At 72.8% G+C, this 15387-nt stretch carries 15 protein-coding genes and 1 pseudogene; 8 read left to right on the forward strand and 8 right to left on the reverse strand.

Annotated features, from left to right (window positions below):
- Positions 1 to 27 precede the first annotated feature (27 nt).
- Together ACN20G_RS33685 and ACN20G_RS33690 are read left to right on the forward strand one after the other, a co-directional pair.
- Complete coding sequence (locus ACN20G_RS33685) at positions 28 to 1173, forward strand: MAB_1171c family putative transporter (protein ID WP_424217438.1); 1146 nt, start codon at positions 28 to 30, stop codon at positions 1171 to 1173.
- A complete protein-coding gene (locus tag ACN20G_RS33690) occupies positions 1170 to 1766 on the forward strand; it encodes a phosphatase PAP2 family protein (protein ID WP_424217046.1) in 597 nt (198 codons plus the stop codon). The genes ACN20G_RS33685 and ACN20G_RS33690 overlap by 4 nt, the downstream gene beginning before the upstream one ends.
- 60 nt (positions 1767 to 1826) lie before the next feature.
- On the opposite strand, the gene ACN20G_RS33695 is transcribed toward ACN20G_RS33690, so the two are convergent.
- Both ACN20G_RS33695 and ACN20G_RS33700 read right to left on the reverse strand, forming a co-directional pair.
- Entirely contained in the window at positions 1827 to 2801 is a 975-nt protein-coding gene (locus ACN20G_RS33695) for a recombinase zinc beta ribbon domain-containing protein (protein WP_424217047.1), read from the reverse strand.
- A gap of 204 nt (positions 2802 to 3005) precedes the next feature.
- Complete coding sequence (locus ACN20G_RS33700) at positions 3006 to 3254, reverse strand: DNA-binding protein (RefSeq protein ID WP_424217048.1); 249 nt, start codon at positions 3252 to 3254, stop codon at positions 3006 to 3008.
- A gap of 192 nt (positions 3255 to 3446) precedes the next feature.
- Here ACN20G_RS33700 and ACN20G_RS33705 point away from each other — a divergent pair, with 192 nt between their 5' ends.
- Complete coding sequence (locus ACN20G_RS33705; protein ID WP_424217049.1) at positions 3447 to 4961, forward strand: tyrosine-type recombinase/integrase; 1515 nt, start codon at positions 3447 to 3449, stop codon at positions 4959 to 4961.
- A 98-nt stretch (positions 4962 to 5059) separates the two neighbouring features.
- On the opposite strand, the pseudogene ACN20G_RS33710 reads toward ACN20G_RS33705, so the two are convergent.
- The 4 genes and pseudogenes from ACN20G_RS33710 to ACN20G_RS33725 form a co-directional block, all read right to left on the reverse strand.
- A pseudogene (locus ACN20G_RS33710) lies at positions 5060 to 5326 on the reverse strand (hypothetical protein); the annotation flags it as partial.
- A 167-nt stretch (positions 5327 to 5493) separates the two neighbouring features.
- The gene (locus ACN20G_RS33715) at positions 5494 to 7017 is read right to left on the reverse strand and encodes a serine/threonine-protein kinase (RefSeq protein WP_424217050.1); all 1524 of its coding nucleotides are present in this window, start codon (positions 7015 to 7017) and stop codon (positions 5494 to 5496) included.
- A gap of 87 nt (positions 7018 to 7104) precedes the next feature.
- Positions 7105 to 7782: a response regulator gene (locus ACN20G_RS33720; protein ID WP_424217051.1), complete on the reverse strand. Its 678-nt coding sequence runs from the start codon at positions 7780 to 7782 to the stop codon at positions 7105 to 7107.
- Positions 7779 to 9194 (reverse strand): sensor histidine kinase, encoded by a 1416-nt coding sequence (locus ACN20G_RS33725; protein WP_424217052.1) that lies wholly within the window; start codon positions 9192 to 9194, stop codon positions 7779 to 7781. The genes ACN20G_RS33720 and ACN20G_RS33725 overlap by 4 nt, the downstream gene beginning before the upstream one ends.
- A 133-nt stretch (positions 9195 to 9327) precedes the next feature.
- On the opposite strand from ACN20G_RS33725, the gene ACN20G_RS33730 reads away from it, so the two are divergent.
- The 4 genes from ACN20G_RS33730 (at position 9328) to ACN20G_RS33745 (ending at position 12764) form a co-directional block, all read left to right on the forward strand.
- Positions 9328 to 10248: an ATP-binding cassette domain-containing protein gene (locus tag ACN20G_RS33730; RefSeq protein ID WP_424217053.1), complete on the forward strand. Its 921-nt coding sequence runs from the start codon at positions 9328 to 9330 to the stop codon at positions 10246 to 10248.
- On the forward strand, positions 10245 to 11096 hold the full coding sequence (locus tag ACN20G_RS33735) for an ABC transporter permease (protein ID WP_424217054.1): 852 nt from the start codon (positions 10245 to 10247) through the stop codon (positions 11094 to 11096). The genes ACN20G_RS33730 and ACN20G_RS33735 overlap by 4 nt, the downstream gene beginning before the upstream one ends.
- 193 nt (positions 11097 to 11289) lie before the next feature.
- The gene (locus tag ACN20G_RS33740) at positions 11290 to 12531 is read left to right on the forward strand and encodes an SDR family oxidoreductase (RefSeq protein ID WP_424217055.1); all 1242 of its coding nucleotides are present in this window, start codon (positions 11290 to 11292) and stop codon (positions 12529 to 12531) included.
- Between the two features lie 77 nt (positions 12532 to 12608).
- Positions 12609 to 12764: a hypothetical protein gene (locus ACN20G_RS33745; RefSeq protein ID WP_424217056.1), complete on the forward strand. Its 156-nt coding sequence runs from the start codon at positions 12609 to 12611 to the stop codon at positions 12762 to 12764.
- A gap of 54 nt (positions 12765 to 12818) precedes the next feature.
- Here ACN20G_RS33745 and ACN20G_RS33750 read toward each other — a convergent pair whose 3' ends face one another.
- Positions 12819 to 13115 (reverse strand): hypothetical protein, encoded by a 297-nt coding sequence (locus ACN20G_RS33750; RefSeq protein WP_424217057.1) that lies wholly within the window; start codon positions 13113 to 13115, stop codon positions 12819 to 12821.
- 136 nt (positions 13116 to 13251) lie between these two features.
- On the reverse strand, positions 13252 to 14475 hold the full coding sequence (locus tag ACN20G_RS33755) for a saccharopine dehydrogenase family protein (RefSeq protein WP_424217058.1): 1224 nt from the start codon (positions 14473 to 14475) through the stop codon (positions 13252 to 13254).
- Positions 14476 to 14654: 179 nt separating this feature from the next.
- Here ACN20G_RS33755 and ACN20G_RS33760 point away from each other — a divergent pair, with 179 nt between their 5' ends.
- Entirely contained in the window at positions 14655 to 15380 is a 726-nt protein-coding gene (locus ACN20G_RS33760) for a TetR/AcrR family transcriptional regulator (RefSeq protein ID WP_424217059.1), read from the forward strand.
- Positions 15381 to 15387: the final 7 nt, after the last annotated feature.

Below are 15387 nucleotides of genomic sequence, written 5' to 3' on the forward strand. Positions count from 1 at the left end.
ACCAGCACCATCAAAACAGCAATTGTCATCGCCCTTTGGGCAGTGGCCTTTTGGCGCCTGCCCGCCGCTGTCCGAATACCTCGCCAGCGACCCCTGTGGACCGCATTCGCGGCGGTTGCAGTCGGTTGCACCATAGCCCGCCCCAAGGTGAAGTCTCTGATCATCGAGCCGACGGGCATCGTCAACTTCGCGACCCTGCTGCAACACGGCATCGGCATCATCGGTTCGGCCGCCGTGCTGTTCTTCGTCGTCACCATGGCCCGCCCCGAAGCACTACGTTGGGCGCGCCCCCTGCTGTACGGGAGTGCGGCCGGAGCCATCGGGCTCCTCGCGCTGCTCTTCGCCCTCACACCGCGCCCGGCCGAGGTCGACAACTTCTTCGCCGCGCAACAGGGCGTAGCCGCGGGCACGGCCTACTGCTTCGTCTTCCTCGGTTACCTCTGCGCCGCCATGGCCGTCAGCAGCCAACTGTTCTGGGTCTACGGCCAGCGTGCGGCGGGCCGCCCCCTTCGGATCGGTCTGCGGCTGCTCGGCGCCGGCACGGCGGTCGGGGCGCTCTACACCCTGTGGCGCATCGCCCACATGACCGCCCACCTCGCCGGATGGCGCTTCCCCGTAGGCGACGAGGCCGCCCAGACCATCGCCGACGTCATCGAGTACGCGGCCATCGCCCTGATCATCCTGGGCAACTCCGTTCCGGCGGGCGGTGTGCTGATCCGCTCCCTGTTCTACGCGCGGGCCCTGCGCGAGATCACACCCCTGTGGGACCCGCTCGTGACGACGGCCCCGGACGTCGTTCTCGCCGAACGGGTCGGGCGCAGCCCGCGTTCTCGACTGCACCGACGCGTCATCGAGATCGCCGACGTCATCCTCATTCTCCGGGCCTACGCCTCCGAAGGACTGGTTGCGCGAGCACGGGCGGCGGCCCGCCAGTCCGGCCGCCCGACCGAGGAGGTGGCCCTCCTCGCCGACGCGATGTGGCTGCGCACCGCGTGGGAGTCCGCGCGCACCGGGGCTACCGCACCCGACAGCTCCGCCCTGTTCAGCACCGACCCGACTCGGCAGCACGCCACGTTCGACGCCGAGGTCGCCTACGTGCGGCGCTTGGCCAAGTTGTTCGCCGATCCCGTCGTCCGACGGTTCGCGGCCCAAGAACAGGGGCAGCCGGCGTGACCGCAGTCGAGCCCGCCGCCCGGACGACCGTCCTCACCAGGTTCGGCACCGACGTGTTGGAGCCGCGCACGTGGATCATCGCCGTCACCGTGCTCATGGGCTGGCACGCCGACCACCTGACAGGGGTCGCCTGGGGGATCGTGGCGGCCGGGTTCTGCGGCGTCGTCCCCATCCTGTGGATCAAGTGGGGGCAACGGCGCGGCCTGTGGGGCGACCGGCACGTCCGCCGCCGACAGGACCGACTCGTCGTCATCCCCGGGATCCTGGCCTCGGTGGCGGCCTGCGTCACCCTCATGTTCGTCTTCCACGCTCCCGGCGAGATGGTCGGCCTGGTCCTGGCCATGCTCGCGACCCTGACCGTCATCCTCGCGATCACCACCGTGTGGAAGATCTCGGTCCACACTGCCGTTTCGGCCGGTGCCCTCGCGATGCTCGCCGCGGCCTACGGGCCGTGGGCCTGGGCCGGGGCGCCGCTCGTCGTCCTCGTCGGCTGGTCGCGGGTCCGTCTCCGCGACCACACCCGCGCGCAGGTCATCGCCGGCGCGGCTCTCGGCCTCGTCGTGGCCCCGGCCGTGTTCCTGTGGGCGAGCTGACCACGCCCCGAACCCAAAGAGGGGCGGTGCCCACCGTGAGGTGAGCACCGCCCCTCTTCGTCACGCCTCCAGGGCCGGTTCCGGATCCACCCCGCCGAACGGGCGCCTCCACAGGATCTCGATCCGCCGGTGCGGATCCCGAGACCCCTTCCCCTGCCCTGCGGGCAGGATCCGCACCTTCTCGGCCACCAGGCGCACCACGGCCCGCTTGGACGCGAAGGGCGCGGCGTTCCACCAGGCGACCAGCTCCTCCGCGCTCCCCACGGGCAACGGGGCGGCCAACTGCTCCAGGTACCGCAGCCGCTCCCGAGACGCCTTGAGATCGGCGGCTGTCGCCGCCAGGGCGGCCTGGTGTGCCTTCGCCACCATCTGGCCGCGCAGCGCCCGCACCGTGGCTTCTCGGGCCGGCCCCTCGTCCACGTACTGCCGCAGGCGCTCGACCTCCGCGACCACGTCCCCGTGCAGTTGCAGCAGGACGTGGAGGAAGCCGGGGCGCAACACCTCGGCGAGCACCTGCTCGGCCACGGCGCTCTCGGCGCGGTGCGCCTGCATCCGGACCGCGCCGCACGACGTCGCCCCTTCCTCGGCAGGGGCGGGACATCGGATCGAAGGATCGGCGCCCTCCGTTGATCGGGCACCGATGACGGCCGTCCCACACCGTCCGCACACACCGAAGCCGTGGGTCAACAGGTACTCATGAGCGTCGGGAGGTGCCGGACGGGTGGAGGCGCGGGCATGTCGCTCCGCGCGAATCGCCCGATGCTCGTCCGGGGTCAGCACCGTCTCGCCGAAATCGGGAATGGGTTCCCCCTCGGCGTCGAGGCCGGCGAGGCGCGGGTGCTCCAGCGTCTTGACGAAGGACTGCTTGGTCCACAGGTTGCCGCGTGTCGTGCGGCTACCCGCCGCGTTGAGCCACGACACCACGGCTGCCTGGGACTCGTGCGCGAGGATCCGTCCGGCCGCGCGCCGGAGGAAGCCGGCTTCGTCCGGGACGACGTTGCCGTTCCCGTCGTACCCGCAAAGGCGCTGCGCCATTGCCATCTCCTGTCATCGGAGGCACCGATCGCCTACCGATGAGGTGCACACACCTATCTAACTAGGCCGACAACTTTCAATCCACTCAGTCTGTTTTTCCGCGATGTGGTCGCGATGAAACCGGCAGGTGGCCGGGACAATTGAGAATCATACAGTGATATACATCACTCTTCTGGGTGTGTGATGGCCTCGAACTGTGCCGGTCTAGCCGGGCTGGACGTGCAGCACCCGCCACAGCGACGCCGTCGCCACACGGCACGTCGAACCGAGCGGGATCACGGCGGCCGGGAACGCCCCGCTCTTGATCAACAGGTACGCCTTGTCCTTGCCAATCCCCAAGGCGCGCGCGGCAGTCGCCACCGACACCGTAGGAGGAAGCTCCAACAGCTCGGCCATGCTCATCGCGGACGCCTCGATCGGCGCCCCGGTCGTACCGAGAACAGAAACGGACATAGGTGGAAACATCCTTCGCCCCCGCGCCACCTGGCCAGAAGCCTACCGCCGTGCGCGAGGCGTCCCGCCCGCTACAGAAGGATGAGGAAACGAACGGAACACCTGGGTGCCATGAGGGGAGAACGCGCCATGTTCAGGGGGAGCATCTACAAACGCTGCAAGTGCACCGAGCCGAGGGTCGGACCGGATGGGATGCCGCTGCTCACCGCCTCCGGGAAACCTGCCCTGCGTGAACTCGGCGCAGACTGCCCCCGCTTGCGCGCCAAGGAGAAGCAGCACGGCAGCTGGTACTACTACCTCCAACTGCCGGATGCCATCGACGGTCAGCGCCGCCGACCCAGGAAGGGGGGGTTCCTCACCGCCAAAGAGGCGGAGAAGGCGGCGCAGAAGCTCTGGGACGAGGCTCACCAAGGTGTTGACGTCCAGAATCGGGAGAGTGTTGGCGACTACCTGAACCGTTGGCTCGCCATTCGAGTGGACCTCAAGCGCAGCACCCGGGCCGACTACCGAGATTTCCTGGACCGCTGGTTCCTCCCTCTGCTTGGGCACCTGAAGTTGAGGGACCTGCGCACCCGCCACATCCAGGCGATGTTCGAGGCGGTCTGGGCCGAGAACAAGGTCAGGGAGTCCAACGCCCGAAAGCTCGAAGAAGCACAACGGGTTCAGGCCGAGGCGGGCGAGGCATGGCGTGCAGCTCCGACCGCCCTTCGGAGCGAAACCAGAGCGGTCTGGGAGGCCGCTCGCGCGAGCACGGCCACAGCGCGCCAGCTCGATCGCCGCCCTGCCGGCCCAGGGACCCAGAAACGGATGCTGGACGCCCTTTCGGGAGCCCTGCGCATGGCCGTGTCGGAGAAGCTCATCAACCACAACTGGGCCAACGACGTCATCATCCCTCGCTATCAGAAGCCCCGTGCCCTTGTGTGGACACCTGAACGGGTCGCCACCTGGAAGGCCACCGGTAGGAAGCCCAGCAGCGCCATGGTCTGGACGCCCGAACAGGCAGGCAGATTCCTGGACGCCGCCGCAGATCACCGGTACTACCCGATCTGGCACCTGCTCGTCTTCCGAGGACCGCGGCGAGGAGAAGCACTCGGTCTCACCTGGTCCGAGGTCTCCCTCGACCACGCCTTCGCGAACATCGTCCAGCAGCTCGTCTCAGCCGTCGACGGCAACGTCTTCGTGGACACCCCCAAGAGCCAGAAGGGAATCCGAACGATCAGCCTGGACCAGGGCACCGTCGCCCTCCTCAAGCAGTGGAAGAAGGCCCAGGCCAAGGAACGGGCCGCCGGCAAGGCCGCTCACCGAGACGACCCGGAGAACCACCCGGCCTACGAAGAGAACGACTTCGTGTTCACCCAGCCCAACGGATCCCCCGTCAACCCCGACATCCTCACCAAGGCGTTCAATCGCTTCGTCCGCCGTTTGGACGTACCGCCCGTACGCCTGCACGACCTGCGCCACTGTGCCGCCTCCCTTTCCCTGGCCGCAGGACTGCCCATGAAGGCCATCCAGAACCTGCTGGGGCACGCCAACTACGCCCTGACCGCCGACACCTACACCACGCTCATGCCGCACATGGAACAGGGGGCTGCCGACGCCGTCGCGGCGCTGGTGCCGCGCTCGTTGGAGACCGGAGTCCAAGAGGTTCCTGCTCCGATCCGGATGCAGCTCGTTCCCGTCGACCGGGAGGACCGCCCCGCCGCGTGATGCCGGTCCCCCGTTTGTCCCCCGGAGGGCACGAAAGAGGGTCACTTGCCCGCCAAGTGACCCTCTTTTTGCGTGAACTGCAGCTCAGGAAGTTATGCAGCCTCCTCGGCGACGGCCTTCGCGCCGTTCTCGCAGAATTCGGCCTTGTGGACCTTCTCCTCCTCGGGCCAGGCGCAGCCGGGGCAGTCGAAGCCGTTCGGCTGGTTCACCCGCAGCAGGGCGCGGGCGCCGCGCACGGCGCCCATCTGCTCGTGCGCGATCCTCATGGCGTTCGTCACGGCGTGCACGCCGACCGCGTGGTGTGCGGGCGCGCCGATCCGGGGGGCGTCCTGCACGGGGTCGGCTGCGGGCGCGCGGCTGCTCATGGTGCTCCTCGCTGAGGGTCTCCCGACCCCTCGCGGCGTGGATCACCGCAGGTCAACGAGGGCAGGGACCTCGTCACAGTACGGCGGACGTCCCGAAACGGACACGCCCCCGAAGTCCCTTCCTCCCCAGGCCCGAGGCCCCGCGATCCCCACCCGAAAGTCCCGGGTCAGTGGGGGTTCGGGGGGTTGGTCGTGTCCTGGTAGCGGGGGCCCGCGTAGGTGCGGAGGGGGGTGTGGAGGCGTTCGACCGGGACGTGGGCGGGGTCGGCGTCCTTGTAGAGCATGAAGCTGCCGTCGGGCCACTGTTTCGGGACGCGGTGCTTGATCAGCCAGTCACGGGTGGGTTCGGCGCCCTCGCGGAACCAGACCCTGATCCCCTTCTTCCCGAGGGAGCCGGACGGGGAGAGGACGCCGAGGGCGATCCGGTCGACCGCGCTCCAGGCGACGGTGAACGTGCGTTTCCCGCTGTCCCTGGTGACCGTGAGGCCCTCGTGGTCGACGGTGATGACGTCGGACGTGGCCGATCCCCATCGCAGCGGTGCCCAGGCCGACTTGAGGATCACCGGGAGGGCGAAGGCGACGACGGCGGCGAGGATGTGGCTCCGCGTCGGGTCGGGGTCCGGGAACAGGGTCGGGCCGACCTGGAAGATCCAACTGGCGGCGGCGAGCATCAGCCCCAGAACCACGCCTTCCTGGGCGTGCTGTTTCGCCGCCTGGAACACGATGTCCGAGGAGGAGTCGAGCTTGACGGTGACCCGGTCCGGCGTCCGGTCCGGCGCGCGGTCGGGTCCACGGTTCGGTCCGCTGTTCGGCTCGCGGTCCGGCTCGCGGTTTGGTGCGCGCCTGCTCTCGCCGTGCGTGCCCCGGTCCGGCCCGGTCGGTGGGGTGCGGGGGCGGTCGCCCAGGAGGGCGAGGGCCTCGGCGTGGGTGGGCCGGTGGGCGGGATCGCCGTCCAGGAGGCGGGTGAGCAGGGGGGCGAGCCGGCCCGCGTGCGGGGCGGGCGGCGGCGGGGCGTTCAGGGCCGCCAGGGGTTCGGCCGCCGGGAACGGCAATCGTCCCTCGACCGCCGCGTACAGCGTCACCCCCAGCGAGTACAGGTCGGCCGCGCCGCTGGGTTCCGCGCCCAGCCACCGCTCCGGGGCCGTGTACCCGGGGGTGCCGACGACGAGACCGGTCCCGGTCAGGCGGCTGTCGGAGCGGTCCACCGCGATCCCGAAGTCCGTCAGCAGGATCTCGCCCCCGGGCGTGAGCATGATGTTCGCGGGTTTGACGTCCCGGTGGGTGATGCCCGCGTCGTGCACGAACCTCAGCGCGTCGAGCAGGGCCCGCGCGATCGGGAGGACGCGACTCTCGGGCAACGTCCCGTCCGCCTTGAGCCGTTCGGCGAGGGACTGCCCCTCCACCAGTTGCATGACGATCCAGGCGGCGCCGTCGATCTCCAGGACGTCGTACACGGTGACGATGTGGGAGTGGTCGCGTAATCGGGCGGCGTGACGCGCCTCCCGCGCGGCCCGTACGAGGAGTTCACGCCGTTCCTCCGCCGGCACGTGCCCCAGGCGCAGCTCCTTGACGGCCACCCGCACCCCGAGCACGGTGTCCTCGGCGGACCAGACCCGACCGAAGCCGCCCGACCCCAGGAGCCGGGCCAACCGGTACCGCCCCCCGATCAGTTGTCCCGCCACCGCGTCCATGCGCTCCCCCTCCACGACCCGCGTCCGACGCCCGGACACCGGCCACGATGGTGCCACCACCCCGGGGGCGCGGTAAACGGCGCGGACTCACGGGGCGACCGAGACCAGGCCCAGTTCGTAGGCCGCGATCACCAGGTGCACCCGGTCCCGGGCGTCGAGCTTCGACAGCAGCCGCGACACGTGCGTCTTCGTCGTGCCCACCGAGATGAACAGCTCGGCGGCGATCTCCGGGTTCGACAGGCCCCGCCCGACCAGCGTCAACACCTCCCGCTCCCGCTCCGTGACCTCCTCGGCCCGCCGGCGTGCCGCCGCGCTCGGGGTCGGGGAGCCGCCGGCCGGCGGACGCTCGGTGAACGCGGCGATCAGCCGACGGGTCACCCCGGGCGCGATCAGCGCGTCCCCGGCCGCGACCACCCGCACCGCGCCCAGGATGTCCTCCAGCGCCATGTCCTTGACGAGGAAACCGCTGGCCCCGGCCCGCAGGGCCCCGAGCACGTGCTCGTCCTCGTCGAAGGTGGTCAGGATCAGCACCCGGCTCGCGGTGGGACCGGCCGTGATCCGGCGGGTGGCCTCGATGCCGTCCATGTCCGGCATCCGTATGTCCATCACCACCACGTCCGGCTCCAGCTCCGCGACCGCGGCCACCGCCTCCACACCGGTGCCGGCCTCGCCGACCACCTCCAGGTCGGGATGGTCGGCCATCAGCACGCGCAGTCCGGAACGGACCAGGGGCTGGTCGTCGACGAGAACGACGCGCACGGTCATCGCGGGGAAACCTCCGGGGTGGTGGAGCGGTCGGTACGGGGACGGTCGGCGGTGGCGCGGTCGGCTGCGGGACGGTCGGCCGTGGTGCGGTCGGTCGCGGGACGGTCGGTGCCGGTGCCGGTGCCGGTGCCGGTGCCGGTGCCGGTGCGGTCGGGTGTGGGGGCGGGGGGCAGGGGCAGGCGGGCCGCCACGCGGAAGCCGCCCCCGGGGCCGGGTCCGGCCGACAGTTCGCCGCCGAGCAGGTCGGTGCGCTCCCGCATCCCCACGAGCCCGAAGCCCGTGCCGCCGACCGTGCCGCCGCCCGTGCCCCCGCTCCCGGCCCGGGTCCCGCTCCCGGCCCCGGTCCCGCCCGCGCCGCCGGCTGTGCCGGGGCCGCGGCCCTCGTCGACGACCTCCAGCAGCAGCTCCCGCGCCTCGTGCCGCACGTGGACCCGGCACCGGTCGGTGCCCGCGTGCCGGGCCACGTTCGTCAGGGCCTCCTGCACGATCCGGTAGGCCGCCAGGTCCGTCTCGGCCGGCAGCGGCCGGCCCGCCGCCGTCCCGCTGCGCCGCAGCTCCACGCGCAGCCCGGCCGCCGCCGACGCCGTCACCAGCCGTTCCAAGTCGGCGAGCCCCGGCAACGGCCCGCGTTCGGGTTCCCGGCCCCCGCCCGCCTCGCGTTCCGCGCGCCGCAGCGAGACCAGGGTGCGGCGCAGCCCGGCCGCCGTCTCGCGCCCCAGCTCCTCGATCACGCGCAGGGACTCGGCCGCCTCCTCCGGCTGGGTGCGCACCACCCGGCGCCCGACCCCGGCCTGGAGGGCGATCACGCCCAGGCTGTGGGCGACGCCGTCGTGCAGCTCACGGGCGATCCGCAGCCGTTCGGCGGTCACCGCCTCGGCCACCTCCCGTGACCGCAACTCCACCGCGTGCACCCGGCGTTCACGGAACAGCAGCCCGGCGGTGCCGGCCGCGGCCAGGGCCAGGGCGAGCAGGATCCCGTTCACGGCCACCCCGTCCCCGTGCGCGAACGCCCCGATCGCCAGCGCCTGCACGAGGGCCGTGCCGAGGACCGCGCCCCGGGCCGGCGGGCCGGAGCGGACCGCGATCACGCGGGCCAGCAGGGCGTCCACGCCGAGGTAGCCGAGGAACTGGGCCTGGAAGGCGGGCGCGAGGGAGGCGTGCAGGGAGTCGGGGCTGCCCACCACGACGGCGGTGGTGCCCACGAGCCCGAGCGCGAGGGCGGCGAGCGGGGCCCGGCGGGCCGGGACCGTCAGGAGGGTGAGCGCGAGCAGCGCGATCACCGCGTGCACCGTGCCCGAGGCGCGGTTCGCGGTGCCCGCGGACAACACCACGACCGCGACGTAACCGAGGGCCCCCGCGATCCCGGCGGCGCGACCGCCCGCCGGCGACGACATGATCGTTCGACTGCTCATGGCGTGAGGGTAACGGCCGCCCCGGCCCCGGCACATCGGCCCGGGGACATGCGACCGGGGGCCGATCCGGGGCCCCGCGCGCCGGCCCGCGGGCCGATGCCCGGCCCCGGTCCCCGCCGGCACCGTGTTCCTCGTGATCAACGTCAACGAACTCACCAGGACATACGGCCGCAAGACGGTCGTCGACCGCCTCTCCTTCACCGTGCGACCCGGCCGGGTCACCGGATTCCTCGGCCCCAACGGCGCCGGCAAGTCCACCACCCTGCGCATCCTCCTCGGCCTGGACGCCCCCACCTCCGGCACCGCCACCATCGACGGCGTCCCCTTCGGCACACGGCGACGCGGACTCCGTCACGTCGGGGCCCTCCTCGACGCCGGGCACGTGCACGGCGGACTCACCGCGGCGGCCCACCTCGGAGCCCTGGCCCGCGGCAACCGGATCCCGCGCGGCCGGGTCGAGGAGGTGCTGCGCGAGGTCGGCCTCGGCGAGGCCGCCCACCGCAGGATCGGCGGCTTCTCCCTCGGCATGCGCCAACGCCTCGGCATCGCCGCCGCCCTCCTCGGCGATCCGCCCGTCCTGCTCTTCGACGAGCCCGTCAACGGCATGGACCCCGAGGGCGTGCGCTGGGCCCGGCTGCTGTTCCGCCGACTGGCCGGCGAGGGCCGCACGGTCCTGCTCTCCAGCCACCTGATGGCCGAGATGGAACACACCGCCGACGACCTGGTGGTGATCGGCCGCGGCCGGTTGATCGCGGCCGAGCCGCTGCCGGTGTTCGCCGAACGGGCCCGGGGCCACACGGTCACCGTCGCCGGCCCGCACGTCGCGGACCTCGCGCCGCTGCTGACCGCCGCCGGCGGCTCGGTGCGCACGGAGGACGCGCACGACGGCACCCGGCTCCTGGTCACGGGCGTACCGGCCCGCCGGATCGGCGGCCTCGCGCACGAGCACCGGATCCGCGTCGACGAACTGAGCACCGCCACGGCCTCCTTGGAGACCGCCTTCATGCAACTGACCGCCGAGAGCGTCGAGTACGGGACGGAGACCACCCGATGAGCACCACCACCCCCGCCGCCACCCCCGCCACCCCCACCCCGATTCTCGATTCCACCGCGGCCGGCGCCCCCGGCCCCGAGGGCGGGTTCCGGGATCTGCTCGCCGCCGAGTGGATCAAGCTCCGTTCGCTGCGGTCCACCGCGTGGACGGTCGGCCTGACCCTCCTGTTCGCGCTCGGCGCCACCGCCGTCACCGCCCTCACCGGGGACCGCCCCGCCGGCGCCGCCTTCCTCCCGTACGTCGCCTATCCGCCGGCCGGTTGGTGGACCCTGATCCTCGTGGCCTCCGTCTCCGGCGCCCTGGCCGCCGTCGGCGAGTACAGCACCGGTCTCGTCCGCACCACCACCGTCGCCGTACCGGCCCGGGGCGCCGTGGTCCTGGCCAAGGCCGGGGTCGTCGGCGCGCTGTGGACGGCCGTCGGCGCGCTCCTGTCCTGCGGCGCGGTCCTCACCGCCCATCTCCTCACCGGCGGCCGTCTCGCCGACCTGCCCCTCGACGCCCCCGGCGTGTTCCGCGCGATGATCGCCTCCGCCCTCCTGGCCCCCGTGTGCGCCTTGGTCGGCCTCGGCCTCGGGGTCCTCGTCCGGCACGCCGGCGGGACGATCGCGATCGCCGTGGGGGTCCTGGTCATGCTGCCGCCGCTGTTCTCGGAGCGCGAGGCGTGGTCGGCGCAGCTCAAGCACTCCATGGTGCTGCCCGCCTGGAACCGGCTCGTGCAGACCTGGGAACCCGACCCGTCGAGCCTGAACCTCCCGGCCGGCGTCCCCGGCTCCTGGCTCGTCCTCCTGCTCTGGCCCGCCCTGGCCCTCGCCCTCGCCGTCCTCACCGTCCGCCGCCGCGACGTGTGAGCCCGCCCCCGCCCGCTGACCGCTGCCCGATGACCCACCACCCGATCACCCGCTACCCGATCACCCGCCCCTCGCACAAGGGCGGACCCCTCCAACGCGGGGCCGCCCATCCGTCGTCCGCTCACACCCGACCCGCGAGATCCCCCTCGCTACGCTCCCGGAAAGACCCCACGAGGAACGGACGACCAGCCCCATGCCCCCGCGCACCGTCACCCCCACCCAACGCGGCTTCCTCATCGTCAACTCCCACCCCGAGGGCTGCGCCGCCTCCGTCCGCCGCACCTGGCAGGCCGTCCCGAACGGTGCGGCGGCGCACGACCCCGCGACCGAGGGGGCCGCCCGCGCGGGCCGTCCGCCGGTGGTCCTCGTCCTCGGCGCCTCCGCCGGCTACGGCCTCGCCATCCTCGCCGCCGCCCTGCGCGGCCACGGGGCGCGCGCCGTCGGCGTCGCCTTCGAGGCCCCCGAGAACGCCCGCCGCACCGCCTCCGCCGGCTGGTACCGCACCGCCGCCCTCGCCGACCTCGCCCGCGCCGAGGGCCACGACGTCACCTTCGTCAACGCCGATGCCTTCTCCGACACCGCCAAGACCGAGGTCCTCGACCTGATCGCCGAACGGTACGGGCCCGTCGACCACCTCGTGTACTCCCTCGCGGCCCCCCGCCGCACCGATCCCGCGACCGGGACCACCCACCAGTCGGTGATCAAACCCCTCGGCGCGCCCTACGAGTCGCCCGCCCTGCGCTTCTCCGACGACGGCACCCCCGAGGCCGGCACCGTCCGCCTCGAACCCGCCGACGACGCCGAACGCGCCGACACCGTCGCCGTCATGGGCGGGGCGGACTGGCGCCGCTGGGTCGAGGCCCTCGAAGCCCGCGACCTCCTCGCCGAGGGCTTCGCCACCGTCGCCCTCTCCTACGTCGGCTCCGAACTCACCGCCCCCGTCTACCGGCAGGGCACCATCGGCGCGGCCAAGGAACACCTGGAGCACACCGCCCGCGAACTGCACGCCCACCTCGCGGCGCGCGGCGGCCGCGCCCACACCGTCGTCGCGGGCGCCGCCGTCACCCAGGCGTCCACCGCGATCCCCTCCATCGCCCTCTACACCGGCCTGCTCTACGACGTGCTCGGCCCCGAGGGCTTCCGCACCCCCGTGGACCAGGCCGTCGACCTGTGGGACCGGCTCACCGGCGCGGCCCCCCTCGACCTCGACGACCGCTCCCGCGTCCGGCTCGACCGCTGGGAACTCGACGAGACCGTCCAGGACCGGGTGCGCGCCCTGTGGGCCGATCCGGCCGGCTCCGTCGCCGGCAGCGAACGCGGCGTGGCCTGGTTCGCGGCGCAGGTCCGCGAGCTGTACGGCTGGGACCAGGCCGGCGTGGACTACGCCCGCCCCACCGAGACCACCGTCCCCTGGCCCGCGCCCCGACCCGCCTGAACCCCACCCCCGCCGCAGGGCGCCGATCGGGTCGGCCCTAGACTCGCGAGTCGTTTCGCGACCAGGAGGACCCACGGATGATCCGGCACGAGCAGGTACCGGACGAGACGCCGATCCACTCCGCGCTCGTCCGGGAGCGCGGCGACGTTCCCGCGCAGGTCAGGGCCGAGGCGGAGCGACTGCTCCGGGAGACCGAGCGGGTGATCGACTTCCGGCGCGGACACGCCATCTGAGCCGAGCACCGGCCGGCCGCCGGCGCCCGCTCCGGCGCCTGCTTCGGCGTCCGCTCAGGCGTCCCCTCGGACATGATCCGGGGCCGGGGCCGGGGGAGCGGGGTGCTCGTGGTGGTGCGCGCGGACGAAGAACAGGTTCGCGGCGCCGGGCCGGATCTCGAACTCCCCGAACCGCCCGCTGTCGGGATCGGCCTCCAGGTGCACGACCAGACCGCGCTCGGCGTCCACGTTCAGGGCGACCTCGGTCCCGTCGGGCAGGACCACGGCCAGCGAGGTCACCCCGTCGATCCGGCGCGGCGGCTCCTCCTCGTCGTCGGAGGTCCGGCAGGAGACGGAGAAGGCGACGTCCACGGGCGGGCTCCGGATCGCATCGACGGGAGGGACGGGGGAGGAAGGGGGGAGGGACGGGGGCACGACACCCCCAGTCTCCGCGCCCACGACCCCCCGCCCCGACAGGACACGCGGTCGGCCCGCCGGAAGGGACGGCCTACTGCTCCCGCAGCCCCCACGGGGAGTCGTGCGCGGCCAACAGGTCCAGGAACGGGCGCGGCGGGAACGACTCCGGGCCCCGGACCCCGCTGCCCGACCACACCCCCGAGGCCAGCAACTCCAGGGCCACGACCGGGTTGAGCGCCGTCTGCCAGACCACGGCCTGCGAGCCGTACTCCTTCATCGACCACTCGTTGTCGACCACGTGGTACAGGTATACCTCGCGGGCCCGGCCGTCCTTGACGCCCTTCACCCAGGTGCCCGCGCAGGTCCGGCCCCGCATGCGGTCACCGAGCGCGGCGGGATCGGGCAGGCTCGCGGCCAGCAGGTCACGGGGCGCGACCCGGGCGGTGCCGCCGTCGGCCGTGCGGACCTCCACCGGCTCGGTGGAGTCCAGGCCCAGGGCGTGCAGGGTCCGCAGCTTCTCGATGAAATCGGCGCCCAGCCCGTACTTGAACGTGACCCGGCCCGCGTCCACCCACCGGGGGATCAGCAGCACCTCCTCGTGCTCCACGTTCACGCACTCCACCGGGCCGATGCCGCCGGGGAAGTCGAAGACCTCGGGTTCGCTGAACGGGGCCGTGGTGAACCAGCCCCGGTCGCGCTCGTGGACCACCGGCGGGTTCAGGCACTCCTCGATGGTGGTCCAGATGTTGAACGAGGGCGCGAACTCGTACCCGTCGACCGTCAGATCGGCGCCGTCCCGGACGCCGATCTCCTCGATCTCGTCGAAGAGCTCGTCGGCCGCGTAACGGGCGAACACGTCCGACAGGCCCGGCTCCACGCCCATGCCCACCAGGGCGAGCCGGCCCGCCGCCTCCCACGCCTCGGCGCGGGCGAACTGCTCGTCGCCCAGCTTGACCCCGCACTCCTCGTGCGGTCGCTCCGGATGCGGCCGGGACAGGGACATCGCCATGTCGAGGTAGTCGACGCCGGCGTCGAGGGCCGCCTCGAACAACGGCATCACGAACCGGGGGTCGGTGGCGTTCAGCAGCATGTCACAGCCCTCGGCGGCGAGGAGCGCGGCGACCGCGCCCCGGTCCGAGGCGTCCACCCCACGGGCGACGAAACGTTCCGCCGGGTCGTCGACCGCCGCGACGGCCGCCTCCGCGCGCGGCAGGTCCCGGTCGGCCACCACGAACCGCTCGAAGAACCCGCGCCGCGCGGCGATCCGCACGATCGCCCCGCCGACCCCACCGGCCCCGACCAGCAACACACGCATGATCCGATCCTTTCGCCGGGTCCGGACGGACATCCGGACGCCCTGACCTCGATCAAAGCCGCGGTCTCGACCTAAGGTCAATGGTGTTGGCATAAGGCCGACGCGCGCCCGGGCGACGCCCCGGGCAGTGCCGGGCAGCGGCCCGAGCGAGGCCCCCGAGAGACCCCGGAGGAACCCCCATGGCGAAGAAAGTGGTCGGCGAGGGCGAACGACGCCGCCGCCGACCGACCAGGACCGGAACCGTGCTCTCGGAGCGCGTCATCGTGGAGACGGCCCTGCGGATGCTCCGCGAACACGGCAGCGCCGGCCTGTCCGCGCGCCGCCTCGGCACCGCGCTCGGCGCCGACCCGAGCGCCCTCTACCGCTACTTCTCCGGCATGGACGACCTCACCCTCGCCATCGGCGACGAACTGATCGGCCGCGCCCTCACCGGCTGGTCCCCCACCGGGGACTGGCGCCGTGACCTGCGCGAACTCGGCCTGCGCATCCACGCCGCACACCTGGCGCACCCCCAGGCCGCCGTGCTCACCGCGGCCCGCGTCACCGGCCGGCCGCGCGAGATCGCAGGCGACGAGATCGTCCTCGGCATCCTGCGCACCGCCGGCTTCCCCGACCGCGACGCCGTCCGGATCTACCACGTCTTCATCGACCAGAGCCTCGCCTTCGCCGCCCTCGACGCCGGCTCCCTCGCTCTGCCCGCCGACTCCCGCGAGGCCGACGAGGGCATGTGGGAGACCACGTACGCGCGACTGCCCGCCGACCGCTACCCGCACATCGCCGCGACCGCGCCCCTCCTCGCCGAACGCATGCCCCACAGCGCCTACCCGGCCGCCCTGGACATCCTGCTGGCCGGCGCGGCGGCCGAACTCACCGCCGGGACCGGGCGATGCGATGGGCACGTCTGACGTTGCG

It is taken from the genome of Streptomyces dryopteridis (genome assembly GCF_049606955.1).
Taxonomy (GTDB): Bacteria; Actinomycetota; Actinomycetes; order Streptomycetales; family Streptomycetaceae; genus Streptomyces.